General features: G+C 31.8%; 28 protein-coding genes. 15 read left to right on the top strand and 13 right to left on the bottom strand.

Annotation, left to right across the window (positions count from 1 at the left end; all coding sequences use genetic code 11):
* Positions 1-6: 6 nt before the first annotated feature.
* A complete protein-coding gene (locus MY1_RS05190) occupies positions 7-2,565 on the bottom strand; it encodes a DNA-directed DNA polymerase I (protein ID WP_048109785.1) in 2,559 nt (852 codons plus the stop codon).
* Positions 2,566-2,569: 4 nt separating this feature from the next.
* Positions 2,570-3,106: a deoxycytidylate deaminase gene (locus MY1_RS05185; RefSeq protein WP_237698838.1), complete on the bottom strand. Its 537-nt coding sequence runs from the start codon at positions 3,104-3,106 to the stop codon at positions 2,570-2,572.
* Between the two features lie 144 nt (positions 3,107-3,250).
* Here MY1_RS05185 and MY1_RS05180 point away from each other — a divergent pair, with 144 nt between their 5' ends.
* The 6 genes from MY1_RS05180 to MY1_RS05155 all read left to right on the top strand — a co-directional run bounded on the left by MY1_RS05180 (position 3,251) and on the right by MY1_RS05155 (position 8,779).
* Positions 3,251-3,871: a Snf7 family protein gene (locus MY1_RS05180; RefSeq protein WP_007550733.1), complete on the top strand. Its 621-nt coding sequence runs from the start codon at positions 3,251-3,253 to the stop codon at positions 3,869-3,871.
* A 127-nt stretch (positions 3,872-3,998) separates the two neighbouring features.
* On the top strand, positions 3,999-5,384 hold the full coding sequence (locus tag MY1_RS05175) for a cell division protein FtsZ (RefSeq protein ID WP_007550732.1): 1,386 nt from the start codon (positions 3,999-4,001) through the stop codon (positions 5,382-5,384).
* Positions 5,385-5,390: 6 nt separating this feature from the next.
* The gene (locus MY1_RS05170) at positions 5,391-5,936 is read left to right on the top strand and encodes a hypothetical protein (protein WP_007550731.1); all 546 of its coding nucleotides are present in this window, start codon (positions 5,391-5,393) and stop codon (positions 5,934-5,936) included.
* Positions 5,937-6,156: 220 nt separating this feature from the next.
* Positions 6,157-7,080: a mechanosensitive ion channel family protein gene (locus tag MY1_RS05165; protein WP_048109776.1), complete on the top strand. Its 924-nt coding sequence runs from the start codon at positions 6,157-6,159 to the stop codon at positions 7,078-7,080.
* Positions 7,081-7,324: 244 nt separating this feature from the next.
* Entirely contained in the window at positions 7,325-7,885 is a 561-nt protein-coding gene (locus MY1_RS05160) for a TATA-box-binding protein (RefSeq protein WP_048109774.1), read from the top strand.
* A gap of 87 nt (positions 7,886-7,972) precedes the next feature.
* Positions 7,973-8,779, top strand: a complete 807-nt coding sequence (locus tag MY1_RS05155; RefSeq protein WP_048109772.1) for a PEFG-CTERM sorting domain-containing protein — start codon at positions 7,973-7,975, stop codon at positions 8,777-8,779.
* 65 nt (positions 8,780-8,844) lie between these two features.
* Here the strand turns inward: MY1_RS05155 and MY1_RS05150 are convergent, their stop codons facing one another.
* The gene (locus tag MY1_RS05150; RefSeq protein WP_007550725.1) at positions 8,845-10,116 is read right to left on the bottom strand and encodes an MFS transporter; all 1,272 of its coding nucleotides are present in this window, start codon (positions 10,114-10,116) and stop codon (positions 8,845-8,847) included.
* A gap of 270 nt (positions 10,117-10,386) precedes the next feature.
* Between MY1_RS05150 and MY1_RS05145 the strand changes: the two genes are divergently transcribed.
* Both MY1_RS05145 and MY1_RS09890 read left to right on the top strand, forming a co-directional pair.
* Entirely contained in the window at positions 10,387-11,898 is a 1,512-nt protein-coding gene (locus MY1_RS05145) for a DEAD/DEAH box helicase (protein ID WP_007550724.1), read from the top strand.
* An 81-nt stretch (positions 11,899-11,979) separates the two neighbouring features.
* Entirely contained in the window at positions 11,980-12,138 is a 159-nt protein-coding gene (locus tag MY1_RS09890; protein WP_007550723.1) for a hypothetical protein, read from the top strand.
* Positions 12,139-12,146: 8 nt separating this feature from the next.
* On the opposite strand, the gene MY1_RS05140 is transcribed toward MY1_RS09890, so the two are convergent.
* The 3 genes from MY1_RS05140 to MY1_RS05130 all read right to left on the bottom strand — a co-directional run bounded on the left by MY1_RS05140 (position 12,147) and on the right by MY1_RS05130 (position 13,526).
* Positions 12,147-12,425 carry a peptidylprolyl isomerase gene (locus MY1_RS05140; protein WP_007550722.1) on the bottom strand — a complete coding sequence of 93 codons (279 nt, stop codon included), beginning with the start codon at positions 12,423-12,425 and terminating at the stop codon, positions 12,147-12,149.
* A gap of 37 nt (positions 12,426-12,462) precedes the next feature.
* The gene (locus MY1_RS05135) at positions 12,463-12,831 is read right to left on the bottom strand and encodes a response regulator (protein WP_007550721.1); all 369 of its coding nucleotides are present in this window, start codon (positions 12,829-12,831) and stop codon (positions 12,463-12,465) included.
* Positions 12,832-12,917: 86 nt separating this feature from the next.
* Positions 12,918-13,526, bottom strand: coding sequence for a hypothetical protein (locus tag MY1_RS05130; RefSeq protein ID WP_007550720.1), 609 nt, complete (start codon positions 13,524-13,526; stop codon positions 12,918-12,920).
* Between the two features lie 171 nt (positions 13,527-13,697).
* On the opposite strand from MY1_RS05130, the gene MY1_RS05125 reads away from it, so the two are divergent.
* From MY1_RS05125 to MY1_RS05110, 4 genes are all read left to right on the top strand, one after another.
* On the top strand, positions 13,698-13,913 hold the full coding sequence (locus MY1_RS05125) for a hypothetical protein (protein ID WP_007550718.1): 216 nt from the start codon (positions 13,698-13,700) through the stop codon (positions 13,911-13,913).
* A 138-nt stretch (positions 13,914-14,051) separates the two neighbouring features.
* The gene (locus MY1_RS05120) at positions 14,052-14,426 is read left to right on the top strand and encodes a response regulator transcription factor (RefSeq protein ID WP_007550717.1); all 375 of its coding nucleotides are present in this window, start codon (positions 14,052-14,054) and stop codon (positions 14,424-14,426) included.
* A 58-nt stretch (positions 14,427-14,484) separates the two neighbouring features.
* Positions 14,485-14,715, top strand: a complete 231-nt coding sequence (locus MY1_RS05115) for a hypothetical protein (RefSeq protein ID WP_007550716.1) — start codon at positions 14,485-14,487, stop codon at positions 14,713-14,715.
* 104 nt (positions 14,716-14,819) lie between these two features.
* A complete protein-coding gene (locus MY1_RS05110) occupies positions 14,820-15,185 on the top strand; it encodes a response regulator (protein WP_007550715.1) in 366 nt (121 codons plus the stop codon).
* Between the two features lie 16 nt (positions 15,186-15,201).
* Here MY1_RS05110 and MY1_RS05105 read toward each other — a convergent pair whose 3' ends face one another.
* Entirely contained in the window at positions 15,202-15,606 is a 405-nt protein-coding gene (locus MY1_RS05105; protein WP_007550714.1) for a pyridoxamine 5'-phosphate oxidase family protein, read from the bottom strand.
* Positions 15,603-15,881, bottom strand: coding sequence for a hypothetical protein (locus tag MY1_RS05100; RefSeq protein WP_007550713.1), 279 nt, complete (start codon positions 15,879-15,881; stop codon positions 15,603-15,605). The genes MY1_RS05105 and MY1_RS05100 overlap by 4 nt, the downstream gene beginning before the upstream one ends.
* Positions 15,882-15,952: 71 nt before the next feature.
* Between MY1_RS05100 and MY1_RS05095 the strand changes: the two genes are divergently transcribed.
* On the top strand, positions 15,953-16,354 hold the full coding sequence (locus tag MY1_RS05095) for a DUF2203 domain-containing protein (protein WP_007550712.1): 402 nt from the start codon (positions 15,953-15,955) through the stop codon (positions 16,352-16,354).
* Between the two features lie 112 nt (positions 16,355-16,466).
* Here MY1_RS05095 and MY1_RS05090 read toward each other — a convergent pair whose 3' ends face one another.
* The 3 genes from MY1_RS05090 to MY1_RS05080 all read right to left on the bottom strand — a co-directional run bounded on the left by MY1_RS05090 (position 16,467) and on the right by MY1_RS05080 (position 19,232).
* A complete protein-coding gene (locus MY1_RS05090; RefSeq protein ID WP_048109768.1) occupies positions 16,467-17,309 on the bottom strand; it encodes a TrmB family transcriptional regulator in 843 nt (280 codons plus the stop codon).
* Positions 17,310-17,530: 221 nt separating this feature from the next.
* Entirely contained in the window at positions 17,531-18,601 is a 1,071-nt protein-coding gene (locus MY1_RS05085) for a DMT family transporter (protein ID WP_007550710.1), read from the bottom strand.
* A gap of 76 nt (positions 18,602-18,677) precedes the next feature.
* On the bottom strand, positions 18,678-19,232 hold the full coding sequence (locus tag MY1_RS05080) for a hypothetical protein (RefSeq protein WP_007550708.1): 555 nt from the start codon (positions 19,230-19,232) through the stop codon (positions 18,678-18,680).
* 312 nt (positions 19,233-19,544) lie between these two features.
* Between MY1_RS05080 and MY1_RS05075 the strand changes: the two genes are divergently transcribed.
* Complete coding sequence (locus MY1_RS05075) at positions 19,545-20,159, top strand: hypothetical protein (RefSeq protein WP_048109766.1); 615 nt, start codon at positions 19,545-19,547, stop codon at positions 20,157-20,159.
* 72 nt (positions 20,160-20,231) lie between these two features.
* Here MY1_RS05075 and MY1_RS05070 read toward each other — a convergent pair whose 3' ends face one another.
* A complete protein-coding gene (locus tag MY1_RS05070; protein WP_007550705.1) occupies positions 20,232-21,080 on the bottom strand; it encodes a hypothetical protein in 849 nt (282 codons plus the stop codon).
* 83 nt (positions 21,081-21,163) lie between these two features.
* Between MY1_RS05070 and MY1_RS05065 the strand changes: the two genes are divergently transcribed.
* The gene (locus MY1_RS05065) at positions 21,164-21,664 is read left to right on the top strand and encodes a HEAT repeat domain-containing protein (RefSeq protein ID WP_007550704.1); all 501 of its coding nucleotides are present in this window, start codon (positions 21,164-21,166) and stop codon (positions 21,662-21,664) included.
* 60 nt (positions 21,665-21,724) lie between these two features.
* Here the strand turns inward: MY1_RS05065 and MY1_RS05060 are convergent, their stop codons facing one another.
* Complete coding sequence (locus tag MY1_RS05060; RefSeq protein WP_007550703.1) at positions 21,725-22,570, bottom strand: TrmB family transcriptional regulator; 846 nt, start codon at positions 22,568-22,570, stop codon at positions 21,725-21,727.
* Positions 22,571-22,735 lie beyond the last annotated feature (165 nt).

Below are 22,735 nucleotides of genomic sequence, written 5' to 3'. Positions count from 1 at the left end.
CCATCACTAATTCCAGAAAAACTCATCTAATCCTGTTTGTTTCGGTTTTCCTAACATAGTTGAAAAATCCAAATCCATTGAAGATGTAATTTGATCCAATGTGGATTCCATAAATTCCATGTATTTCTTTGAATCTATCTCTTCTTTTTTAGCTAGCTCCACTGGTTTGACTCCTGGTTTGTTTATGATTTTAACATATGATATTTTATCTCCTTTTTTTACCTCTCTGATTGATTCAAGCAATTTGGCAGCCCGGATGTGCTGTGGAACTGTCTTGGTATACTCAGATGGTGCCTTACTAATCATTACATTAAATGTCAAGTCTTGGAGTGGAATCTCTTTTGACTCCACTTTTTTTGCACATGTTGCAATCTTGTTTGCGATAGCTAGTTTTGCTTTTTCAAAGTCTTCTATTGTTTGAACAGTTGATAACACATCTAGTAACTCATAAAATAATTTTCTGATAAATGGCGGTGTATGTGATTTTTTCCCAGTAAGTCCTTTGACATCTACTGTTCCTGATTTAGTTACACCAAGATAATTTTTCTTTCTGTTACTCAGTACGCAGTATCTATACACTTTATCTATCTCTAGATCAACCCCATGATCCTTTTTTGCCTGTTCTATTACTTTGTGAATTTGTTCATCTGTAGGTTTTTTGATAAATAATGAATCTGTATCGCCGTATAGTACCTCGATTCCAATCTCCTCGCATTTTTTGATTGTTTCTAAAATGGTGAATCTTCCAATTGCAGTTGTTGCTTCTGCTGCAGGGAGAAAATATAGTGGAAATATCTCCGCACCCATCACCCCATAGCTTGCGTTTAAGATAACTTTGAGTGCTTGACTGACTACTGTGTACTGCTGTCTTTGTTCATCTGTAAGTGTCTCCTTTTTTGAGAGACTCTTGTAGTAATTTACTCTTAAATCTCGTAATGATCCAATGATAATCGCTGTTAGCCCATTTCTTTTGGTACATGCCCAATGGTTAGTTTGAGGAATAGTATTTTTTTTACATTCGCTATGTGAACACCTTACAGTTTCATATGATATGTTTCTCACTTTGATTATACTTGGATATAGACTTGCAAAATCCATTACTACTACCTCAAAATGAATTCCTTCTTTTGGATCAATTACTAGGCCTCCGCGATATTTTTTATCTTTGATTACTGCATCTGATGCTACTCCTTCTGATCTTCTTTCTAATTCATCTCTTTTTGGAATTAGCGCATTTCTTTGTCTGTGTTCATAATACAGTAAACTTCGAATCCATTGCGATACACCCATTCGAGCAATATCATCTATAGGCATTCTGCCAATTCTTGCTATGATTACAAGCAAGTCCATCAAAAGATCTTTGTTGAAACTTGATAGCTCATATGTTAGTAATGCGTCATTGTAACAATAATTTGCAGTTTGATAGAGTGTAAGTTGATCAAAATCTAATCCATAATCAATTTTTTCTTTGTTTAAGAGTGCTTTTGATACGCTGTTCAATGAAAAGTCTGTATACTTTTGACTAAAAGCGTAAATCTGAAATGATCTGTTTGATAAAGTTCTATACAAATCAAGATGAACTCCGTGTTTTAATGTTGCAGAATCTTTCATCATGTATAATGGGTTATCCTCTTTTTTAATTCCAAGTCTTTCTGCTCTGTTAAACAAATATGGTAAATCAAAATCATCTCCGTTGTATGTTAGTACAAAAGGAAACTCTTCAATTATCTTAAAAGCATCTAAAATCATCTCTTTTTCTTTGTCTGGTTCATAAAATACAATTTTGATATTTTTATCGAGCTCGTTTACGCCTTCTTCAGTCCCCTCAGTTCTTAATACAAAAATTTTATCAAACCCGTCTGTTCCTTTTAGACCCACAGCAGTAACTTTTTTTTCTGCGATTTTTGGGTCTGGAATTCTTCCAATTTCAGCCTCAACTTCGATATCTACGCTTAATCTTTTGATTCTGGGGATTGGTTGATTCAGCAAATCTGCCCAATCGGAAATTAACTCCTTGAATTCTTTTGGGTCCACCATATTCTCGCTATCTACTTTATCCCACAACAAACTTTTCAGAGCAAGCTTGACTTCGTCTGATATTTCTAAATCATGTGGTTTTATTTTTCCATCAATTATTTCATAATACTTTCCAACAATTAATGATCTATCATACAGATAATTTTCATAATATTTGATATCTGACTCCCATGTTTCAATTATGTTTCTGATACTTTTGTCTCCTGCAGTTCCTCCTATTGTTAGTGGGTCAGCTACTATTATTTTTGAAAGAATTACTTCTTCATCTTTCATTAAATCATGTCTTCTCTCTGATTTAATCTCTAAAATGTCATCTCTCTCTTGTAAAAAGTCAAGCTCATCTGGAGTTAATCTTGAATAACAATATGGTTTGTGTCCTGTTTCATCATTCCATAAAATTAATTTTTGTGATGTAGGTTCATAGAATTTTAAAACCGCTGATCTAGTTATGTTGTCATATGTTGCAGATACTAACATTGATGGTGGCATTGTTGTTATCTTTTCAGTTTCTTTAATGTCCACTTGCATATGATCACTTAGAATTTTCGTATTTGCTTACTAGCTCCTTTGCCCACTTAGTGATTCTACTTTTATCTAATTGAATCACTTCAACTCCCGCTTCTTTTAATAATTCAAAATCAGTTTCTGGATACGAATCAAGACATACAAATTTTTTAATTCCAATTGTTATTGCCATCTTTGTACACTCTAAACATGGGACAAATGTTGTGTATAGAATAGCTCCTGCTATGCCAGCTTCAATTCCTAATATTGCACAGTGCATTATTGCATTTGCCTCTGCATGATTACAAAGGCACCTGTCCAACGATGCTCCTGATTCTATCTTTCCCTCCATTCTTAGTTGACAACGTTTGCATCCTCCATCAAAGCAATTTTTAATTCCTGGAGGTGTTCCGTTATACCCTGTTGCTAACTGTCTATTTTTACGAACAATTACTGCACCTACTTGTCTAGTCATACAATTTGAACGAAGTTTTGCCAATTCTGCTTGAAGCATAAAATATTCATCCCAATTTGGCCTCTCAAAAGATTTACTCACACAAATCATGCCTATTTGTTCAATATATTGATTCATACAATTCGTTAAATTTTGACTGTCTGAATAGCTCTCATTCCACAAAACTATCTAGTTTGTATAATATCTTCAACTCATTTGATTATGATCTTGTTTAATCATATAAAATAGAATTTCATGACAAATTGGAATAATCCTCAATCAAAAGGAATTTCAGACCATATTCGTGGTCTAAAAAAAGAAGCACCAATTAAACCAAGAATTCAAAACTCTCTCGTACAATTAAACAAAACTGTATCTACTCTTGATTATAAAGTAAAAACATTAGATGAAAAAGATACAAAATTATTTAACAGAATTGTAATGGCAAAAAAGAACCATGATATTTCCACTGGCAGAGTTCTTGCAAATGAATTAGTGGAAATAAGAAAGAACAAAAAAATTCTAACCACTATGAAGATCTCCTTAGAACAAGTTAATCTACGATTATCTACCGTATCTGATTTAGGTGATGCAATGGCATCATTAGGCCCCGTTATGGCAACCATGAATGCATTAAAGCCAGCTTTGGGAAAAATCATGCCAGAGGTAAGCCGTGAATTTGAATCGTTGTTTGGTATTCTCAATGAATCCATCTCTGGTTCATTTGAAGGAAGCTTTGAATTTGATGGTGCATCAAACGAAGAAACTGAAAATATCCTTAAAGAAGCAGCTGCCGTTGCTGGAACTCGTGTTGGTGATAAATTCCCATCAATTCCAACTGGGATTTCATCTTCAAACTCTATCGGTCTTCAATAGACAATTAAAAAACCAATATTTTTAAACAATTTTTAAGTAAAAAAGTATCTAAACACGATATGGTTGGTATAATTTGTTCTACTCTCTTATTAATGAGCAGCGTAATAGCATTTTAGGTCAAGTAATCATGTCTAAATTAGCACCTCTTCCACCAGCACCTGTTCTTATGATCTGTTTTGGTCATTGTGGAATAGGACTTGGGGCTGAATCATATCGAAGGTTACTGTTAGATGTTGGAGCAGACCCTCTAAAGCCAACATTGAATTCAAAAGATGAATCGCGAGTTTTAAAAAGATACGGAAGCACAATTTTGAGATTTTCCCCATCATACGGTGATGGTGATATTCCACTTATTCCAAGGGCACTGCTTGTTGATCTTGATCCAAGAGCTGCTAATCTAATTTTACAATCATATCCTGACCTTTTTGCTTTACGTGATCAGCATGTAATTCATGGCGCAGGAGGAGCAGCAAGAAATTGGGCAGAAGGAAAGACAAGATTCCTTGAAGAAATGAAGACTAAAGTTGATATCAAAAAACAGCTATCTGCAATTTCCCCAGAACCAGTAAGAGGATATGTTGTTCCATTTGCTATGGGTGGTGGAACTGGAAGCTCATTTTCAAGTGCGTTTATTGAATACATAAAAACCAATACCAAAGAACATGCTACAATTGCCACTTTTGGATTAATGCCTGAATTTGGATGGGATCCCGTAATTTTCGAGGCAGCTGCAATTAACATTGTAATGAATTTAGAATACCAAATCAAATACAGCGATTGTTCTATCTTGGTTTCAAATAAAGCACTAAGAAAACTTGCTCATCAACATGACAAGAAATTACAAAAAATTCCTTCTATTATAGATGATCTTCCAAAAGAACATGAAGTTGGTTGGAAAGATTACAAGGGAATGAATTTGATAGCTGCAAACACTATTTCGATGTTTATTTCTTCATTTGCACGAGAAACTGAATGGGATATGTCTAATTATCGTACATGGCTTGCAACAAAGAAACCAAAATTTGCAATTCCTTGGATTATGCCAGTTAGCCCATCTGAAAGTCAATGGGGCAAAGACATGTTGACATCTACAAAAAATAACACAATGGAGGACGTTCTAAATAAACTTGGTAAGAAAGAAGATGCATTACTGTTTGATATTGATGAAAATGATATTCGAAACAATGGAAGCTCACGTGATTCTTGTTGTGTTTTAGTTAAAGTGAAAGGTGAATTTGATATTAAGGAGAGAGAGGCCATTAAAAGAATAATCAAGGATAAGTTCAACATTGAAGAGTCTAGAATGATCTTTGTAAAAATCCCAATAATGGATGGGGAACAAGCAAGTATTGCCGTTCTTGTAAATACAAAGGCGATTGGACCAAAGATTTTGGAGATTGCAAAAGAAGCTGAAGAAGCATGGGATGGATACAAAGATGAATATGGTCGATGGGGTCTCTCAACTGAAGAATTTAAACAGGGCTTGATGGATGTAGTCCACCAATTTAGCTAAAAAGATATGTCAAATTTTGAATTTCTTGAAAATCTAGGCATCCAAATTAAGGAAAACCGTCTTAAATTACATGATGTAGAAGATTCACTATCTAATGTGAACGTCCAACTACATGAGATTCCCCTTAAGCGTTCAACCGAATCAACTTTTGCAAAAATGATAGGCGTTGGCTATGATGATAAATTAGTTGAGCTAGAAAAAGCAAAAGAACAACTAGAAAGAACCAAAACTGATCTTAGAAATATAATCGATAAAGATATCAACACTTTCATCTCTGAGGTAAGCTCTCCAAATTTGATAATACCTCTAGATGCAAGTCCAAAAATAGTTGATGGAAAAACTGTTTACAAGTATAGAGATAACTCAAAATTCCAAAACGTTTTTGATATCTTATGTGAGATGTTGGGTCTAAGCTCTCCTCTTGTTGTTAAAGATGTAATGCTATCTCCAACTGAGATAGTTATTGCTGTTAAAGATGAGTTTGAAGCAAAACAAAAATTCATCAACAGTCTTCATGAAATACAAAATACATTGTTAATTAAAAAAAGGTAAAATAATTTTACAATCTAGTATGTCAAAAATATGAAGATAAAGATGGATATACTACGATGTGCTTGTATGAATGTGGCAAATCAATTATACTGTGAAGTTTGTCATAAACTAAAGTATACACGTTCAGACAAACAAAAAAAATGTGAATGTAAAGATGTTGTCTAGATAACAACTTTTACTCACAAGGTATAATAACCCGGCATCTTTCACGAAGAAATCCATGCAAAGCTCAAAACAATATTTGATAGCGATATTGTCTATCTCGTTAATCTTAACTAGTTTTAATTCTGCATTTGCCCAAGAAAGCTTTGTTGAAGGAATCTATGTACCTACAACTGAGGCATTAAAAGAATTTGCAATTAGCGTTGCAGACAGCACTCCAAAAATAATTGCAGCGGCTATTTTGCTAATCATTGGTTTTATTACTGGTAAAATCGTAGGCAGAGTTACAACTAAGGCTGTAACAAAAATACTCCAAAAAACCAGCCAAAAGAATCAGGAACTAAACCTGGCAGAAGAAGTATATGGTAAATTTAACTCTGTAAATCTAATTTCAGCAACCATCCGTTGGTTTGTTTATTTGTTCTTTATAGTTGCAGCAGTTAATGCATTGCAGTTTGAGCAACTATCAACTGCTCTTACAAGCCTATGGCTGTGGGTTCCAAATCTCCTTGCCTTTGTATTGATAATTGTTGTTGGTTCTATTGTTGTTAATTTTGTTAGTAAATGGATTGAGCACCAATTATTGGATCATCATATTGGCAGTCCACGATTAATAATATCTGTAATTAAAGCAGTAATTTATGGAATAATCTTTGCAATTGCTTTCACACAACTAGGTGTTGGTCAAGATATTATTCCAATACTGGTGTCTGCATTTTCTTGGAGCATCGCAGTAGCTATTGGCGCATCAATTGCAATTGGTTTGGGATTTGCACTAAAAGACTTGATTCCTGCATCCATCATGGGTGCTTCAACTCAACGTTCTATTCTAAAGGTTGGGCAAAAAGTCAAAATTGGAGATGTCTCTGGAACAGTTACATCTGCACATTTACTACATGTTATTGTTACAAATGACCAAAATGAGAGTATTGTAATTCCAACAAAAACTTTGATGAATCAAACAATTAAAATTTTTAATTAACTCTGTTAGTTAAATCATTTTTCTTATTTTGAAATTTAAATCTAAATTGTTAAGTTGTATTTAGCACATTCTGATCATTTATGTGAATGATTTCTACGTGATTGTTATATTCAAAAACCATTATCTATTATTTATGAAATCATGGAAATGTTATAGATGTGATCTTACATTCAAACAAGAACAACACGCTGCTATACACCATGATATAACAAATCATCCTTTTAATCAAATTGGAGCGTAGATTCTGGCATTTACTATCCCACTTGTTTGCATTGAAAATGTAGTTGCAACTGCAACTATTGATCAAAGTTTAGATTTACATGAGATTAAAAGAAAATTTCCTGATTCCAGCTATAATCCACAGCAATTTCCAGGCGCAGTTTTTAAGATAAATTTACCAAGAACGACGACATTAATTTTCAGGACTGGTAATATGGTATGTACCGGTGCAAAATCAGAAAAACATGCGTATATTGCTCTAAATAACGTCATAAATCTACTACGTTCAAAAAATATCCAAATTAAAAATGATGCAGATATTATGATCCAAAACGTAGTTACAGCTGTAAATTTAGGAGGAAAAATTCTCATTGAGGAAGCAGCTACAAAACTCCCTCGTAGTATGTATGAACCTGATCAATTTCCTGGACTTATCCATCGACAACTTAATCCCAAAACTGTGATGTTGTTATTTGCATCTGGTAAATTAATTTGTACAGGTGGCAAATCATCTGAACAGGCATTTAACGCGATTCATCAGATTCATTCAATGTTAGAAGAAAAGAAATTGATCTCATACGGATAATCTTTGTTTTACTTTAATCCTAATTTTGGCAGATCTTAATTGATTTGTATAGGATAATTAATATAGAAACAGTTTACAATATATGAAGTGCTCAAGACTGTTTTGCTAGTTTTAATTGCAATGTCCATTCCAATCTCTGCTTTTGCAGAACCTATGATCGAATTGGCAACTACCCAGTCTGAAATTCATTCTTTGGATTCTGTTTTAGTTACCGGTAAAATAACTGACGTTGCTACGTTCAAACCTCTTACTTTGACTGTTATCTCACCTGACGGTGAAACTGTTTATGCTCCACAAATATCATTTGATAAAGACGGTATATTCAAAAGATTGTTTCATCCAACACTTCCAAGTTTTAAGGATGGAACTTACACTGTGATTGCAAGTCATCCTGATGCTGAAAAAACTGCAGAAATACAATTCACGGTAATTGGTTCAACGATTCCACCAAAAGGAATCCCAGTCAAATCATCTGATTCTGGAATAATATCTACAAAACCAAGTGTCATTACTTTATCCGCTGACACTGAATTTGGTAGTGATAGAATTCTTGTATCTGGCAGTACCACTAGTTCTATAACTGATATTACCTTAATTGTAACTTCGCCTCAAGGAAACTTGGTTTCAATTGCCCAAATCACGCCTGACAATACAGGTAAGTTTTCTCTTGAGATGAAATCTGGCGGTCCTCTCTGGAAAGAAAATGGTTTTTACACTATCACTGCTAATCAAGGACTCTCATCAGAACATAAACAATCAATTAAAGTTGAAATAGATAATGGAGTTGTAGTTCCAGAATTTGGTACTGTTGCAGTGATGATTCTAGCAGTAGCAATTGTCTCAATAATTGCAGTGTCTGCAAAATCTAGATTAAGCATAATGCCACGATTGTAGGCTAGTAATTTTTTTAATAAAATCTTTTTATCTATATTCTTGTTTTTCTATAAGTTTGGTATTTGTTAAACGACTCTGTGAGATAATCTGTGTTTTAGATATATTCTAAACATTAAAAGTGAAAATAATAAAATAGAAATTGCAATTAGGAATGCAGCTGAATAGCTTAATGCATTTGAAACGTAACCTGCAGTTAATGCTCCTGAAAATATCCCGACTCCGACCATGAAACTATTGACCCCCAAATACCTTCCTTCGAAACCTTTGGGGATTGCTTTGAAAAGAATTATTGAATTTGAAACACTAAAAATCGAAAATGCCGAAACCATCAAACTAGTTGAAACTATTGCTGTTAGTAAAGAATTGATTCCAATCATACTTGGAATTAATGATACAGCAATTATGATTCCTAAAATTCTTGGTAAATATGCTATCTGTGTTGCCCGCTCTTCTGTTATTTTTGAAATCAAACGAGGAACAAAGAAAAATATCACAAGTAATACTATTGTCTGAACCATGTATACTAGAAACACTTCAGAATTTGTAAATCTGAATTCTTTTAAAAATGGTATAAATGCTGTAAAGAAAATATTACTACCAAAATAAAATAAAAAATTTGTAAGAAATAGTATTCCTATTTCATGAGATATTTTTCTTTGGAAAATTGATATGATTGGTTTAAAGTCATGTGGATGGGGAATCTTTGTGAAGATTAGCTGAAAATGTAATCTATTATGATTGAAAATATGCCTAATTCCATGAATTGAATGAACTACTGTATGTCTCTCAATGGTGCTTTTACTGCCCACTTTGATACTTAGAATTGTTGCAGCAAAACTCATAATCGCACAAAAAAGGAAATATGGTCTCAGATCAAAAAAAGAATCCCATATCGAACCTGCTAAAAATGCAGTTAGACTTCCAAAACTCGTTATGATTGAAATTTGTGTAAATAATCTGCTCCACTGATTGTTTGGCACTGACTCCATTACAAGTACTTGTGTTACTGGACTCTTTCCGATGATGAAAAATCCTGCAATTGACGAAATTACAAAAACTAAATTCAAATTAGTTGTAAAAAATAATCCGATGCTACAAATTGTAATGGCTGAAAAACAGGTAATCAGAATTGATCTTTTTATGTGATATTTATCGATAATTTTTCCCCAAAAAACTGCACCAATAGCAGATAATGCATAATGAAGTCCTACAACAATACCGACATCGACTACATTACCCCCAAGAAAAAGCACATACAGAGGTATAACTATGTGGAGTCCTTCAGCTGTTATGCTAGACGGCAATACAAAAAATATCCATTTTTTACTGGTTTCCAATTTCTTGCATCTCTTTTTCTAACTTTTTTTTGTTATATGACTTCAAAAAGACATCATGGTTTGAAGATTTGACCGATTAACAAAAAGAATTGATTTGGTAATCTCACACATTGATGCTAAATTGGCTTGTAATTCATTTTTGATGATTTACACTTCCAAATAATTCTGATTTAGGCACGTGGTCTCCTTTGATAGTAGAAAAGCACACACTAGCTAATACTTTACTACACGAAAGCATAAAATCGATAAAACCCAAGTTTAGTTCAGTATATGAAATTGGAATATCTAAACAGAAAATATGTACAAAAAAATTCTATTGAAAAAAGAGATTATCAAGTAAATCTTGCGAATCAGGCAATTCAAGAAAATTGTATTGTAGTACTACCAACTGGATTGGGAAAAACAGCTATAGCGTTACAAGTAATTGCGGAATATCTATCAAAAGGTATTGGTGGTGTCTTGTTTTTAGCCCCCACTAGAGTTTTAGTTAACCAACATTATGAATTCCTAAAACAGCATCTTGCCATTGATGACATCGCTTTGATTACTGGTGAAGATCCAATCCAAAAACGAACAAAACTTTGGGGCAACAGTGTAATATGCGCAACTCCTGAAATTGCAAAAAATGATTTAGATCGACAAATAGTTTCTCAAGATCAGTTTAGTTTAGTGGTTTTTGATGAAGTTCATCGAACTGTTGGTGATTATGCATATTCTGGAATTGCCGATAGATTTGCAAATTCTAATCTGAGAATTCTTGGAATGACTGCAACACTTCCAAGTGAAAAAGACAAAGCAACTGAATTGTTAATCCGATTGCGTATCTCAAGTGTTGCTGAAAGAACCGAGGACAGTCCTGATGTAAAACCCTATACTCAAGAGACAAACACTGAATGGATAAATGTTGAGCTTCCTCCTGAAATGAAGGCAATTCAGACATTGCTCAAATTAGCTTTAGATGAACGATATGACATTCTTAGAAAAAATGGAATAAAACTAGCAGATCAAAAATCATTATCTGCATTGTTACGTATTAGGCAATTTGTGTTAAACCAAAACAGACGATCTGCAAAACCACTATTCACTGCAATTCGAATTCATTATGCATTAAATATTTTGGAAGCTCACGGTGTTACCTCTTTTTTGAAGTTTTGTGAGCGTGCAAAAATAAAAAAAGGTGTTGGTGTGAAAGATCTATTTGAAATTGATCCTAATTTTACAAGAGCAATACATCTTGCAAATGATGCACAATCAAAAGGAATAGAACATTCTAAAATTTTAAAATTAAAAGAAATCATTGAATCAGTTCCAGGTAAAGCCTTGATATTTACAAGCTATCGTGATTCAGTAGATGTAATTTTTAACAAATTGACTGAAATGGGCATCTCTGCTGGAATATTGATTGGAAAGTCTGGTGAGACCGGTTTAAAACAAAAAAAACAAATCCAAACAGTTCAAGACTTTCGTGACGGACTTTTTAGAGTCTTAGTTGCAACACGTGTAGGTGAAGAAGGACTAGATATTTCTGAAGTTAATCAAGTGATTTTTTATGATAATGTACCAAGCTCAATTAGATATATTCAAAGACGAGGTAGAACTGGAAGAAAAGATACTGGTAAGCTAGTTGTACTTATTGCAAAAGATACAATCGATGAGACATATTATTGGATTGGAAAAAGAAAAATGACTTCTGCTAAATCAATGGGTGAAAAAATGACAAAGGTGCTAGAAAAAAATCAAGGTATTGAATCTAATAAAAAAGGTTTAGACGCATTTTTGTAGTTTTAAAAATTAATGTCTTTATTTTTGATAATTTGGGTATTGAAAATTGCTCTATATCTCTAAAATCTCTCCATGCTAGAAATGATAGTGCCTAAAAGTACATTAAAAGTAAAACGAATGCAGGATCTGCTAAAAAAAGAAAAGAAACTTCATAAAGAAATTCATCAAGACTATAAAAAAATCAGTGAAAAAATTACTGATGATTTTGATAAGATTCAAAAATTAAAAACTAAAACATAATTCGCTCTTTATCCGAATCTTTTAATGATGTGATATCCAAATTCTGATTTAATTGGTTCAGACATCTCTCCAATTTGTAATTTGAATGCAGCCTCTTCGAATGGTTTTACCATCATTCCTTTTGTAAAATATCCTAAATTGCCGTCTCTTTTTGCACTACCTGAATCAATGGATAGCTCTTTGGCTAGTTTTCCAAATTTTTCGCCTTTTTTTAGACGTTCATGTATTACAATTGCTTCACTCTGTTTTGTTACTAAAATATGAGAGCATTTGATTTTATTTGACATAATTTGTGAAACACTAATTCATCTTTTTATTTCTTTTTTAATCTTCAAATTTTTCAATGATGTTAATAATGTCTTCAATTTTAAACGGCTTGAAGATTATTGCCGTTGCATTAAGTTTTTCTAATTCCTTTATTGTATTTGTGCTATTATCCGCGGTGACCATTATTACCTTGGCGTTTGGCTCATTTTCTTTAATTGCTTTCAAGGCCTCTATTCCATTCATCACAGGCATCATTACATCAATGAAAATAAAGTCCGGTTTGTGCTTCAGAAATAATTCTAAAGCATCTCTCCCATCGTGACCGATCCCTACCACTTTGTTACCTGTTAACTCAAAAATATCTGCAAAAACTTCTGTAATGTCAATATTGTCATCAACAATTACTACTCGTTTGGATTTTTTCACATATTTTCACATTTTTTAGAGTAAATAACTCTTCAAAATTATGATGATCGCTATTTATACAACAAATGCATTTGTGTTGATCTGTATTACTTTGTAACAATTTGTAAAAATGAACAATGATCTTGTTGTGGTTCATTTAGTAAAACACTAACTTTGATTTTGTTTGAGCTTATGTCTATTTTCAGATTCTTAATTATGCTTGAGTACTTGTATATCCGCTTATTTTCTTTAATTTCAAATTCGGTTGAAATTAAAAATCCCTCATCAATTAATGCATTGACTTTTCTATATCCTGATGTCTGAGATAACCCGCAGTCTTTAATTATCTCATAGATTATTTTTGGTGACTCCATTACTGATTCTATAATTTTCTTTTTTTCTAAATCTCCAAATGTTTGAATTATGCTAGAATTAATATCTGGATCACAAATTATAATCCAATTCTCTGTGTTTTTCTTTGATTTTGTATCAAATATGGCATTACAAAATCGTTGTTCTAGACCTTTTGCACCTATATTGCCAAATAATTCTTTTAAAACAAAATCCAGTTTTTCAAATTCTTCAAGTGATTGATTCCACGAAATCCCGTATTTTTCAAATAATCTGTTTTCGATCTTTTGGATGGTTTTTACTCCTAAATTTTCTTTAATTATATTGTTTAATGATTTTGAAATAAGATGATCTAATCCTGGCATGATTACATTAAGATATTCATACTAATTAATCTTAGTTGAATATTTTTTAACTGATGAATCTATTTTTTACTCATTTTGATATGATATTGACGATATCAAAGCCTTCTTCATACTATCATTTCCAATTTTGGCAAATATTTGTTATATTCTCTTATTTTGATTATTAATAGGATGACTGTGACAAAGATCGCAAAATTACCTGTTTTTTTAAATAAGATTATTGATGATGTCACTGTTATAGGACTATCTGCTCAAATGCTTGAACTTCGATTTAAAAAATCTCTTGATGATGAAACAACGATGTATTTTCAACAAATTAGAAATCGCTGTAACGTAATATCAAAAAATATCTATAAAAATGCAAATAACTTTCCTTCTAGTAATTAATCATCTAATTTACCATTTTTAGTATGTTTTGTAATGTCTTATTGGAATAACTTTTTCAATGTTTAACTTATGAAAATCTTATGTTATTTAATAAAATAACATACGGTAGAATATTGGGCATATGTGAAAAATTATCGTATGAATGGCTCAGTAATACTAATTGACGACGACGAAGATATCTTGGAATTACTCTCTGAATATCTCCTTCTTGAAGATTTTAATATTATGGGAACTGGCACTGATGGATTACAAGCAGTTAATTTGTATACAAAATTAAAACCTGACTTTGTATTGATGGATATTGCAATGCCTAATTATGATGGATTATATGGTCTAGAACACATCAAAAAAATTGATTCAAATGCTTCTGTAATAGTATTGACTGGAAATAGTGATAAATCAATAACTCAAAAAATTATGCAATTAAAACCGACCATGGTTTTAGAAAAACCATATCCAGTTGAAAAACTAGTGAGTCTTTTAAAGTCTATAAAGAATCCTATTCCCTCTTGATATTCTTTTAACTACCTGTCTCAAAAGTTATTAATAATATCAATTATCATAATTTTGATTGCCTTTTAAGATTCAGTATAAATTTAATGACGACCCACAAATCTATCACTGCGTAGTTTCATATGCTCAGTATAGAAATTTCTGTGGACTGCCAATAATTCAGGAATGCAAAATAATTAAAGGAAATGAAACAACCACAAAAAAAAGCCTGGATGAAATTCAACGAGCTCTTGATTTGGCATATCAAAAAGATACTAGTCATATTCGTAAATTAGCTGAAAACACTTGACTGTTATCTTTCGTGCGTAATCTTTATCTGCAACATTAAATTAAATTTCAGTTTGCGCAAATGCACAAACTAATTTTTATGAATATATCTCTGCATAGAACACTATGAAAATATTACACATAGAAGATGTTCCAGAAATCAGTGAGGTATTTGCAGATATACTTATGACTAAAAATCATCATTTTGAAAGTGCAACTGATGGAAAAAAAGGCCTGAATATGGTGTTGAAAAATAACTATGATCTGATTTTGCTTGATATGTGCATGCCTAATTATAGTGGAATTGATTTTCTTCTGGATTTAAATGATAAAAAATCTTCTGAAATTAGAAAAGTTGTTGTAGTAAGCGCTCTTGAACTTGATAAATATCAGATTAAATTTCTCAAAGAACTAGGCGTTCGTTCAACACACCAAAAACCCATTTCGGTTCAAAGTCTTTTGGCTCAAATAGAACCTGAAATTGCAACTTAATCTTTAATTTTTCCGTTTATTTCTTATTTATTCCCCAACTTGTTTTGTTTGTAGAAATAATTTTAAGAAACGGTGCTTCATTTTCTTTCCATGGATCATTTCTGACCCATGAGAATTTATCTTCAAATTTTTTGTATGTGTCTAAAAACTCTTTTCCTTTTTCTAGTATTTCCACTCTGCCCTGAATGCAAACTGCCTTGTGCTTTCCTGACTCATAAATATCGATTGTTACACTTGTTTTTGGATTTATCTTCAAATTTTTAAATGTCCTAGTTTGATAATCTGTTGCAATGAAAATAAATCCATTATGAAAAATATATGATACTGGCTTTACATGTGGGATATCTGAATGAGATGTTGCAATTCTCGCTTCTTCTATCGATTGAAGAAATACTTCTTCATCTTTGGTAAATTTTATCAACTAAAGATCTTTTCTCTTATCTCTGGGATGTATTTGTATATGATGTCTCTTACTTTCATTTGTTCTTCAGCTGAAGGCATTTCTGTTTGTGTGCTTAATAATGCTCCCGTCATTCCAAGTGCCATACCCATAATCATTCCATAAACAAATTCTTGTGGGTTTTCTACTTTAAGTGATTCCTGATTTTGTTTTATGTCTTCTAGATATGCAGGAATTGTTAACGCTGCCCCGTTGATTGTTTGAGTAATTAACCCTTCAATTTCTTCTTCATTCATAATATTTCATCAAAACTAATGATAATAAATTTGCACCTAAGATATTTAATCAAGTACAAAGTGGTTACAACATGTTTTCATATTTTACCATAAATGAAGCAAATCAGGTCCTGCCAGATGTCATCAAGAAATTTGAGTTTACACTAGCAAAAAAGAACGAGATTTCTAAATTAGAACATGAAATCCAAACAAGTATAGCTACTACTGACTCATTTGAAGTCTATGTCTTACTTAAACAAAAACTCAATTCTGCAATTACTGCATTTTATGAAGCGCTAGAAATGCTTGAAAATACTGGGGTTGTGGTTAAAAGTGTAGAGCAAGGGTTACTTGATTTCCCATCTAAGAGATTTGACCAAGAAGTTTGGCTCTGTTGGAAATACGGTGAAACTGAAATAAAATTTTGGCATGAAAAAGATTCGGGATTTATGGGAAGAAAACCCATTGAAGTAAGTGACGAGTCTTTGGTTTAGAACTATTTTTATCAGTTTAATGAATGGTCTTTTCTAAGATCATACCATCCATTAACTAAGTGTAGTGCAAAGCTGTCTTTGTCATCTGTACAATATCCACAACTACATCTACTCAATTTGAATCTCCTATGCTTTCGTTTGACCAATAATTGTTAAACAATAAAGATTTTGAATAAATTATTGTCTCTGAATTGGTACAAATCGCTCTCATCTCTCTGTTACTTCCTGTTGAATTTTTAATAAAAAATAATACTTCATCATCATCTTTGATCAGAAAGCACAAATTATCTTTTACAGTTGAGCATAATTCTTTAATTTTTGTTTTATCCATATTTTTGAAAATATATTGAGATTTTTTTGAAACAGGTGATAGTATTTTATAATCAATATTGCGCTCTTTTAATGCTTCTAAGAAATTTGCGTGATAAAATTTTATCATGTCTTTTTCTGAACCGAGTATTCTGCATTCATTTTTTGCATTTAATATCATATCAAATATCTTACTGTTTACTTGATTACCACCTTGAAGTACTTGGAATTTCTCTTCGGGTTCTTCATTTGGGTCTGCTGAGAATCCTGGAATTTTTTCCCATAATTTTTCTAAAATTGGACCTGATTTTTTTAATTTTTTTAAACGCTCAGTTTCTGTACTTACCAAAACATGAATTGCTTCTTGTATTGGCAATGCTGAGAATTTAATTGGATGCTCAAACGTTGCAGAAACTATTCCTTTGTTTTGTAATGCAGTTAACAAATGATATGTTTCGCTTCTTGGAATGTCTGCAGCCTTGGCAATGTCTGATGCTGATCGTTGACCTACCTTTCCAAGGTAAAAAAACACCTTTACTTGATTTGGGGTCAATCCAAATGTGCTAAAATATTCTTTTATTTCTTCATAATTGGCTTTATCTACGGGGAAATTACCTAATTGTAACATGCTCGTGGCTGTTTCCATTATTGGAAATGATTATTTTTTGCTTATAACTCTGATCGCGTAATTGTGTACACATACATACACTTCACTACATTTGAATTATTTTCTGAATCATTCATGCCTGTTTTATCTTAAAGTAAAATGAACATGATATGTATTTTTTATAATGCATTGAAACTGATTTTATAAAATTATTTTTTGAGCCTAATTTCATTATGTGGTAATGATGGTATTTTTTAGGATTAACCTATGCCTGAATTTGGAAATACTTGACTGACCTTTTCAGCAACTTTATTGTGAATCCATTTAGAAACGCTAGATGTTTTTCTCTTCTTTGTAAACGACACATGGTTTGCATGAGTACTAGTTTTATGTTTTGGACCAATAGATTCTGTCTCTGCAAGTCTATTTCTAAGTAAAAATATTCCTGATAATACTAGAACTACTGATATGATATCTGTGTACGTAACTACTTCTGCAAGAATTAACCCTGAAAAAATAATTCCAAATACCGATGTTGTTGAATATAACAATATTGTTCTTACTGCTCCTATTAGCTTTAAACCCATCAAGAAAAACAATGTAGACATTCCTGTACCTGCTATTGACATTATCAAAATGTTTGGAACTTGTGCCAATTCAATATCCATTGGAATCTGAAATAGTGCAATAATTGAGATTGTAATTGCGGCACATGTAAATGAGACCATCTGTACTGTTTTTTTAACATCGAATCGCTCACTTAGATATTTACACAAAGTTATGTCTATGGCGTATAATAATCCTGAAAATATTATTAATAAATCTCCTGTTACTAAACTAAAACTAAAATCATTTTGATAAAGATCATTTCCTATTGGAATTATCATCATTCCTATGATGATCATTGAAAAAGGTATGCATTCTTTGATGTGTAGCCTCTCTTTGAATACTAACATTGCAATAACTAGCGCAAAAATGATCTCACTATTGCTGAATATAGATGCGTTTACTGCAGTAGAAGTACTTATTCCATAAAAATAAGTAATTAATCCTGCTCCTTCTGTGATCCCAATCAACAACATAAACGTGATATCTCTTCTGCTTACTTTGGAAATTTTCGGTGATTTTTTTACAAGTGGTGTAAAGAATATTCCACAGATAAAATATACTAAAAATGCCATAACAATGGGATTAATCTCAACTTGACTGGTTCCAATTCCTAGCATTGGTTTACTAAGTACATGAACTAACGCGGCTAATGCCGCAGCTATGATAATAAAGTAATATCCATAATGGGATTTTCTGACAATATCCAGTACGCTCATTCCCATATTTGGAAATGTGCCGATCCTTAAGAATATTATCCTTTGAGTCTAGAAAATTTGAGTTTTCTTGAGCCTATATTTTCTATTCATCTCCTATTTTGACGATTTCAAATGAGAACCCTTGATTGTTATAGTCCTCATTGATGATTCTGTACTCTATCTCATTTAGTATTGAATTCATCTGTTTGATTATAAACAATGGCCAATTTTTGCCAAGATCATGCTGAATGATAATTTTGATTGAGGTATTGATAGGAATAATTCTTAACTGTACATTCATACTTTGACATCTCTTCTTGAAGAGATCTAAAATTGAATCTAGATTGATGTGTCCGTAAAAGTAATTTAAAGAGTTTTTTAGATCAATTGTTCCAGTAGTTTCAGCAATTTTTTGAATTTTTTCTTTTGTATTTGAATCCATTAATTCTCTAAATGTAGATCTAAACATAGATACCCATCCCATCTCATTTGCTAATTCATTCCAATTGACTTGTTTTTCTAAAAGATGATTAATCAATGTGTTGAGACTAATTTTCTGCTCATTTGATTTTTCGTGTAGTTTGTTACTCAGGTCTGAATCTATTCTGATAGACACATTGTCTGTCTTTCTTAGTATGCCGTTTTCTTGTAATGTCAACTGATCCGATCTCCTTTTCTATATGCCAAATTCATGTTTCTAACTACTTATTTCCACTTTTGGTGATATGCATTGGTATGTTATGTTGAAACACTTACTACTTTGTACAAATTACTACATAATGCCTACTTGTGTTGAAATGTAATTATGTGTGCGTGTTCATCTAAATTATTTGCAACTTTTTTAAGCGATTCTTTTTAAAAATGTACATCTGTGAATAATTATTGTATTATTTTATGATGTTTTTCCAATGTGTTATTTCAAAATAATTATGACAATTAGTTTAATAGATATGGTGTTTACTTACGAACATTGACAAACAGTTTGGATAATTTATTGGCTCCAACGCTACGTAAGTCGATCGAAATTAATCTTGGTAAATCAACACTAAATAAAATTGAACAGCGTTTAATGGAACGTCATGGATTGGGCCTTGTTCAGGCAATAAAAGATTTTCATAAATTTGATGGTGTTTTAAGAGAATTTTTTGGAGCTGGTGCAGATGGATTGGAAACGAAATTCTTACAAAATATAATTGATCTTAAACAACAAAAGAAAGCAATTGATAACTGGATTATAATTAAAGATCAAGAATTAGCAAAAGTATTTTTAGAATCATTTGCAGATGAAGACAAAAAAGCAATTATTGGAGCTGTTCTAGATACTTCTCTCATAATCGCTGATATCTTATCTGTTTGTAATGTGCCTCAAACATCTGGTTATAGGAAAATAAATCAATTAATTGATTCCGGATTATTGATTTCAAATGGATATGAGATAGCACATGATGGTAAAAAAATAAAAAAATATGAATCTATATTTGATAATGTAAAGATGGATATTGAAAAAAATGTAGTTGTAGTTAAGGTTCAACTTAAAAAAACATCTATCCAAGAAAGTGTAGTATTACAAGTTATTTCAAATTGATATTGTATTAAATACTGCAATTTTTTCTAAATATTTTTTTCTTTATTGTTGATTATTGGTGTGTGTTTTGGATTATATTATTTTATTATGTTTAATTAATGCATACATAACAAGCCAATATCCGGCATACCAAAACATGTTAACTGGATGAAGAAGATCATATGATTCAAACAATTCTAAATTGTAATACCACGTGTCCCCTATTGTATTAAATAAAATTCCTATTGCTAGAAGAATCCATGCTTTTCCGATGGCACCTTCTTTGAAAATTATTGCACCAATAACTGCTAAACTTAATGTTAATGCTGAAAAATAAACAAAAATTACTCCATATATAAAATCAAATTCTAAAAAACCTCTTCCATCTTCTATTATGTAAAATATTGAATATCCTATTAAGACTGTAATTGGCATAACTATGATCCAAATTTTTGCTATTTTGTTAATTTTTGGACTGAAGAATTTGATGTTTAGAGCAAGATGCATTAGTAATAGTGGATATTGTATGAAAAAGAAAACATCTGCTATTGATGGGTATGGTTCGATATCATAAACAATGTCATATATCATATACGTTACTTCGCCAAGAAAAATTCCTAAATATGCAATTGCTAATGCCATGTAAGATTTTCCAAAAATTAATGATCTTCTATATCTAATTGCTATGAAAAACCCTATTATTGAAACTATGAGAGGATTCAGAAATGAAAAAATTGATACGACTGTATCTGCGTCATCAGGAATTATAAGATAATTGATCAAAATATGGACTGAAATTACCAGTGTAGCTATCCCCGCAAGAATTCTATAATCGAATGGACTCTTGATTTTATCTGGTACTATATCTGGCTGTGACATTGATTTTCTTGTTGTTTGAATAATGTATAATCTGCATAGGTTAATAAAATCTGTCTTGCTCATATTTTTTTTTAGGCTCAATTTTCATAAGGTATGAACAATATCTTTGAAGCAATTTTTATTAATGTGTGTTGAGATTATTTTTTATGCCAATAGAAGTGTTTGATGAATATAACATGCGAGAACTTCCAGATGATGAACGATTCTCAATATGTGAAACGACGTTAAAAAATGAAAAAGATGAGTCAAAACGTTGGGATGCAGTATGGCTAATTGGAGAATTAGCTGAAAACAAAGACGAAAATGATCCAATGTTCAATAAAGTATCTGATGTGATTGAATGGGTCTTAAACAATGATGATAACGGAGTGGTAAAACATGAAGCATGTTTTCAAGTTGCTGCTAGGAATATGAGACAAAAAATTCCTGTTTTGGTAAATACTGCATTACACAATGCAAGTATATTGGCAAAACATGAAGCAATTGAATCTCTTGGACTTATGCGTGCATTTGAAGCAGAACCTTTGATTAGAAAAGCACTAAATGATCCTAGTCATGATGTGAGAGAAACTGCTGAGTTCGTTCTTAAACGATTTGAACGATTAAAAAATCACAACGTTGTTTACAAACCATCTGAGATTCTTTAATCTCTATTTCATTTTAGTTATAAAAAACTGAACCCCTCTTTTTTGATTTAAATTTTAAAATTACTTTGTTTTTGTGATATAGTTTTTTACATCAAGTGATGTTATTGGCTGTGCTGTATCCCACAAAAGACTACACAGACTATGTATGTTACTTACCATTTCAGATGAATTTGTACATAATGAAAAATCTGATTCTGAATTTGAAGACATTTGACTTGCAGATGTTGAATCTGACATGATCATTTGTTTATCTTTTTGAACGACCATTCTTCCCTTTGATGGTAGTTTACAAATTTTAGTTTCAGTTGCGTTGAATCTTTTAACAAATGAAATTAATTTTGGATCGTCTAGCTCTACAAGTAATCTTACTTTGCCACCTCTTTTTTCACATACGGTGATCTTTTCAGGTATCGCACTATGATACATTCTGGAAATATCTTCAAGTGTAGTTGAAATGTATATTATTCCTGATGAGTTTTCAATTAGCTGTGCAATATCTGCATAGATATTTCCTCTTCCTTGTACCACTCTAAATGTAGGCGCGTTTGTGCCCTGTTTAGTTGTAATTTCCCTGTTGATTTTTTCTATGATTGCTTCTCCATCTTTTTTAATTCTGTTTACTTCATCTTCTTTTTTTCTTAATGCAATTTTTAATGCATCTTGTGGTTCTGCAGCAATACATAATTTTGGACTAGATAATGTAGTTGAAATTATATTTCTACTTACTAGCTTGTCTACTGTTCTGTACATTCTTGCTCTGTCTATATCAAGCTCTTTTGCTAGTGCACTTGCTGTAATTGGTCCAGCTCGCAATAAATTCAGGTATACTTTGGCTTCCAATTCATCAAGATCCAAAATCATTTCTAACTCTGATGCAATGCCTGTTATTTGATCTTGAAATGTCATCAAGCTATTTTCTCTCCTGTACTTCTCGCATGAGAATTTTTTGAGTGATTGCATTTAGCATTTGCGCATAATTGTCTAGTTTATCATATTTTATTACATTCATTTTTATAATTTTATCTTGATGTATGATCACTAAAAGATCTGCTCGTTCTGAATGTTACTGAC

It is taken from the genome of Nitrosarchaeum koreense MY1 (genome assembly GCF_000220175.1).
Lineage (GTDB): Archaea > Thermoproteota > Nitrososphaeria > Nitrososphaerales > Nitrosopumilaceae > Nitrosarchaeum > Nitrosarchaeum koreense.
The sequence above is the reverse complement of the archived record's forward strand: the minus strand, read 5'-3'. Positions and strand labels throughout refer to the sequence as shown.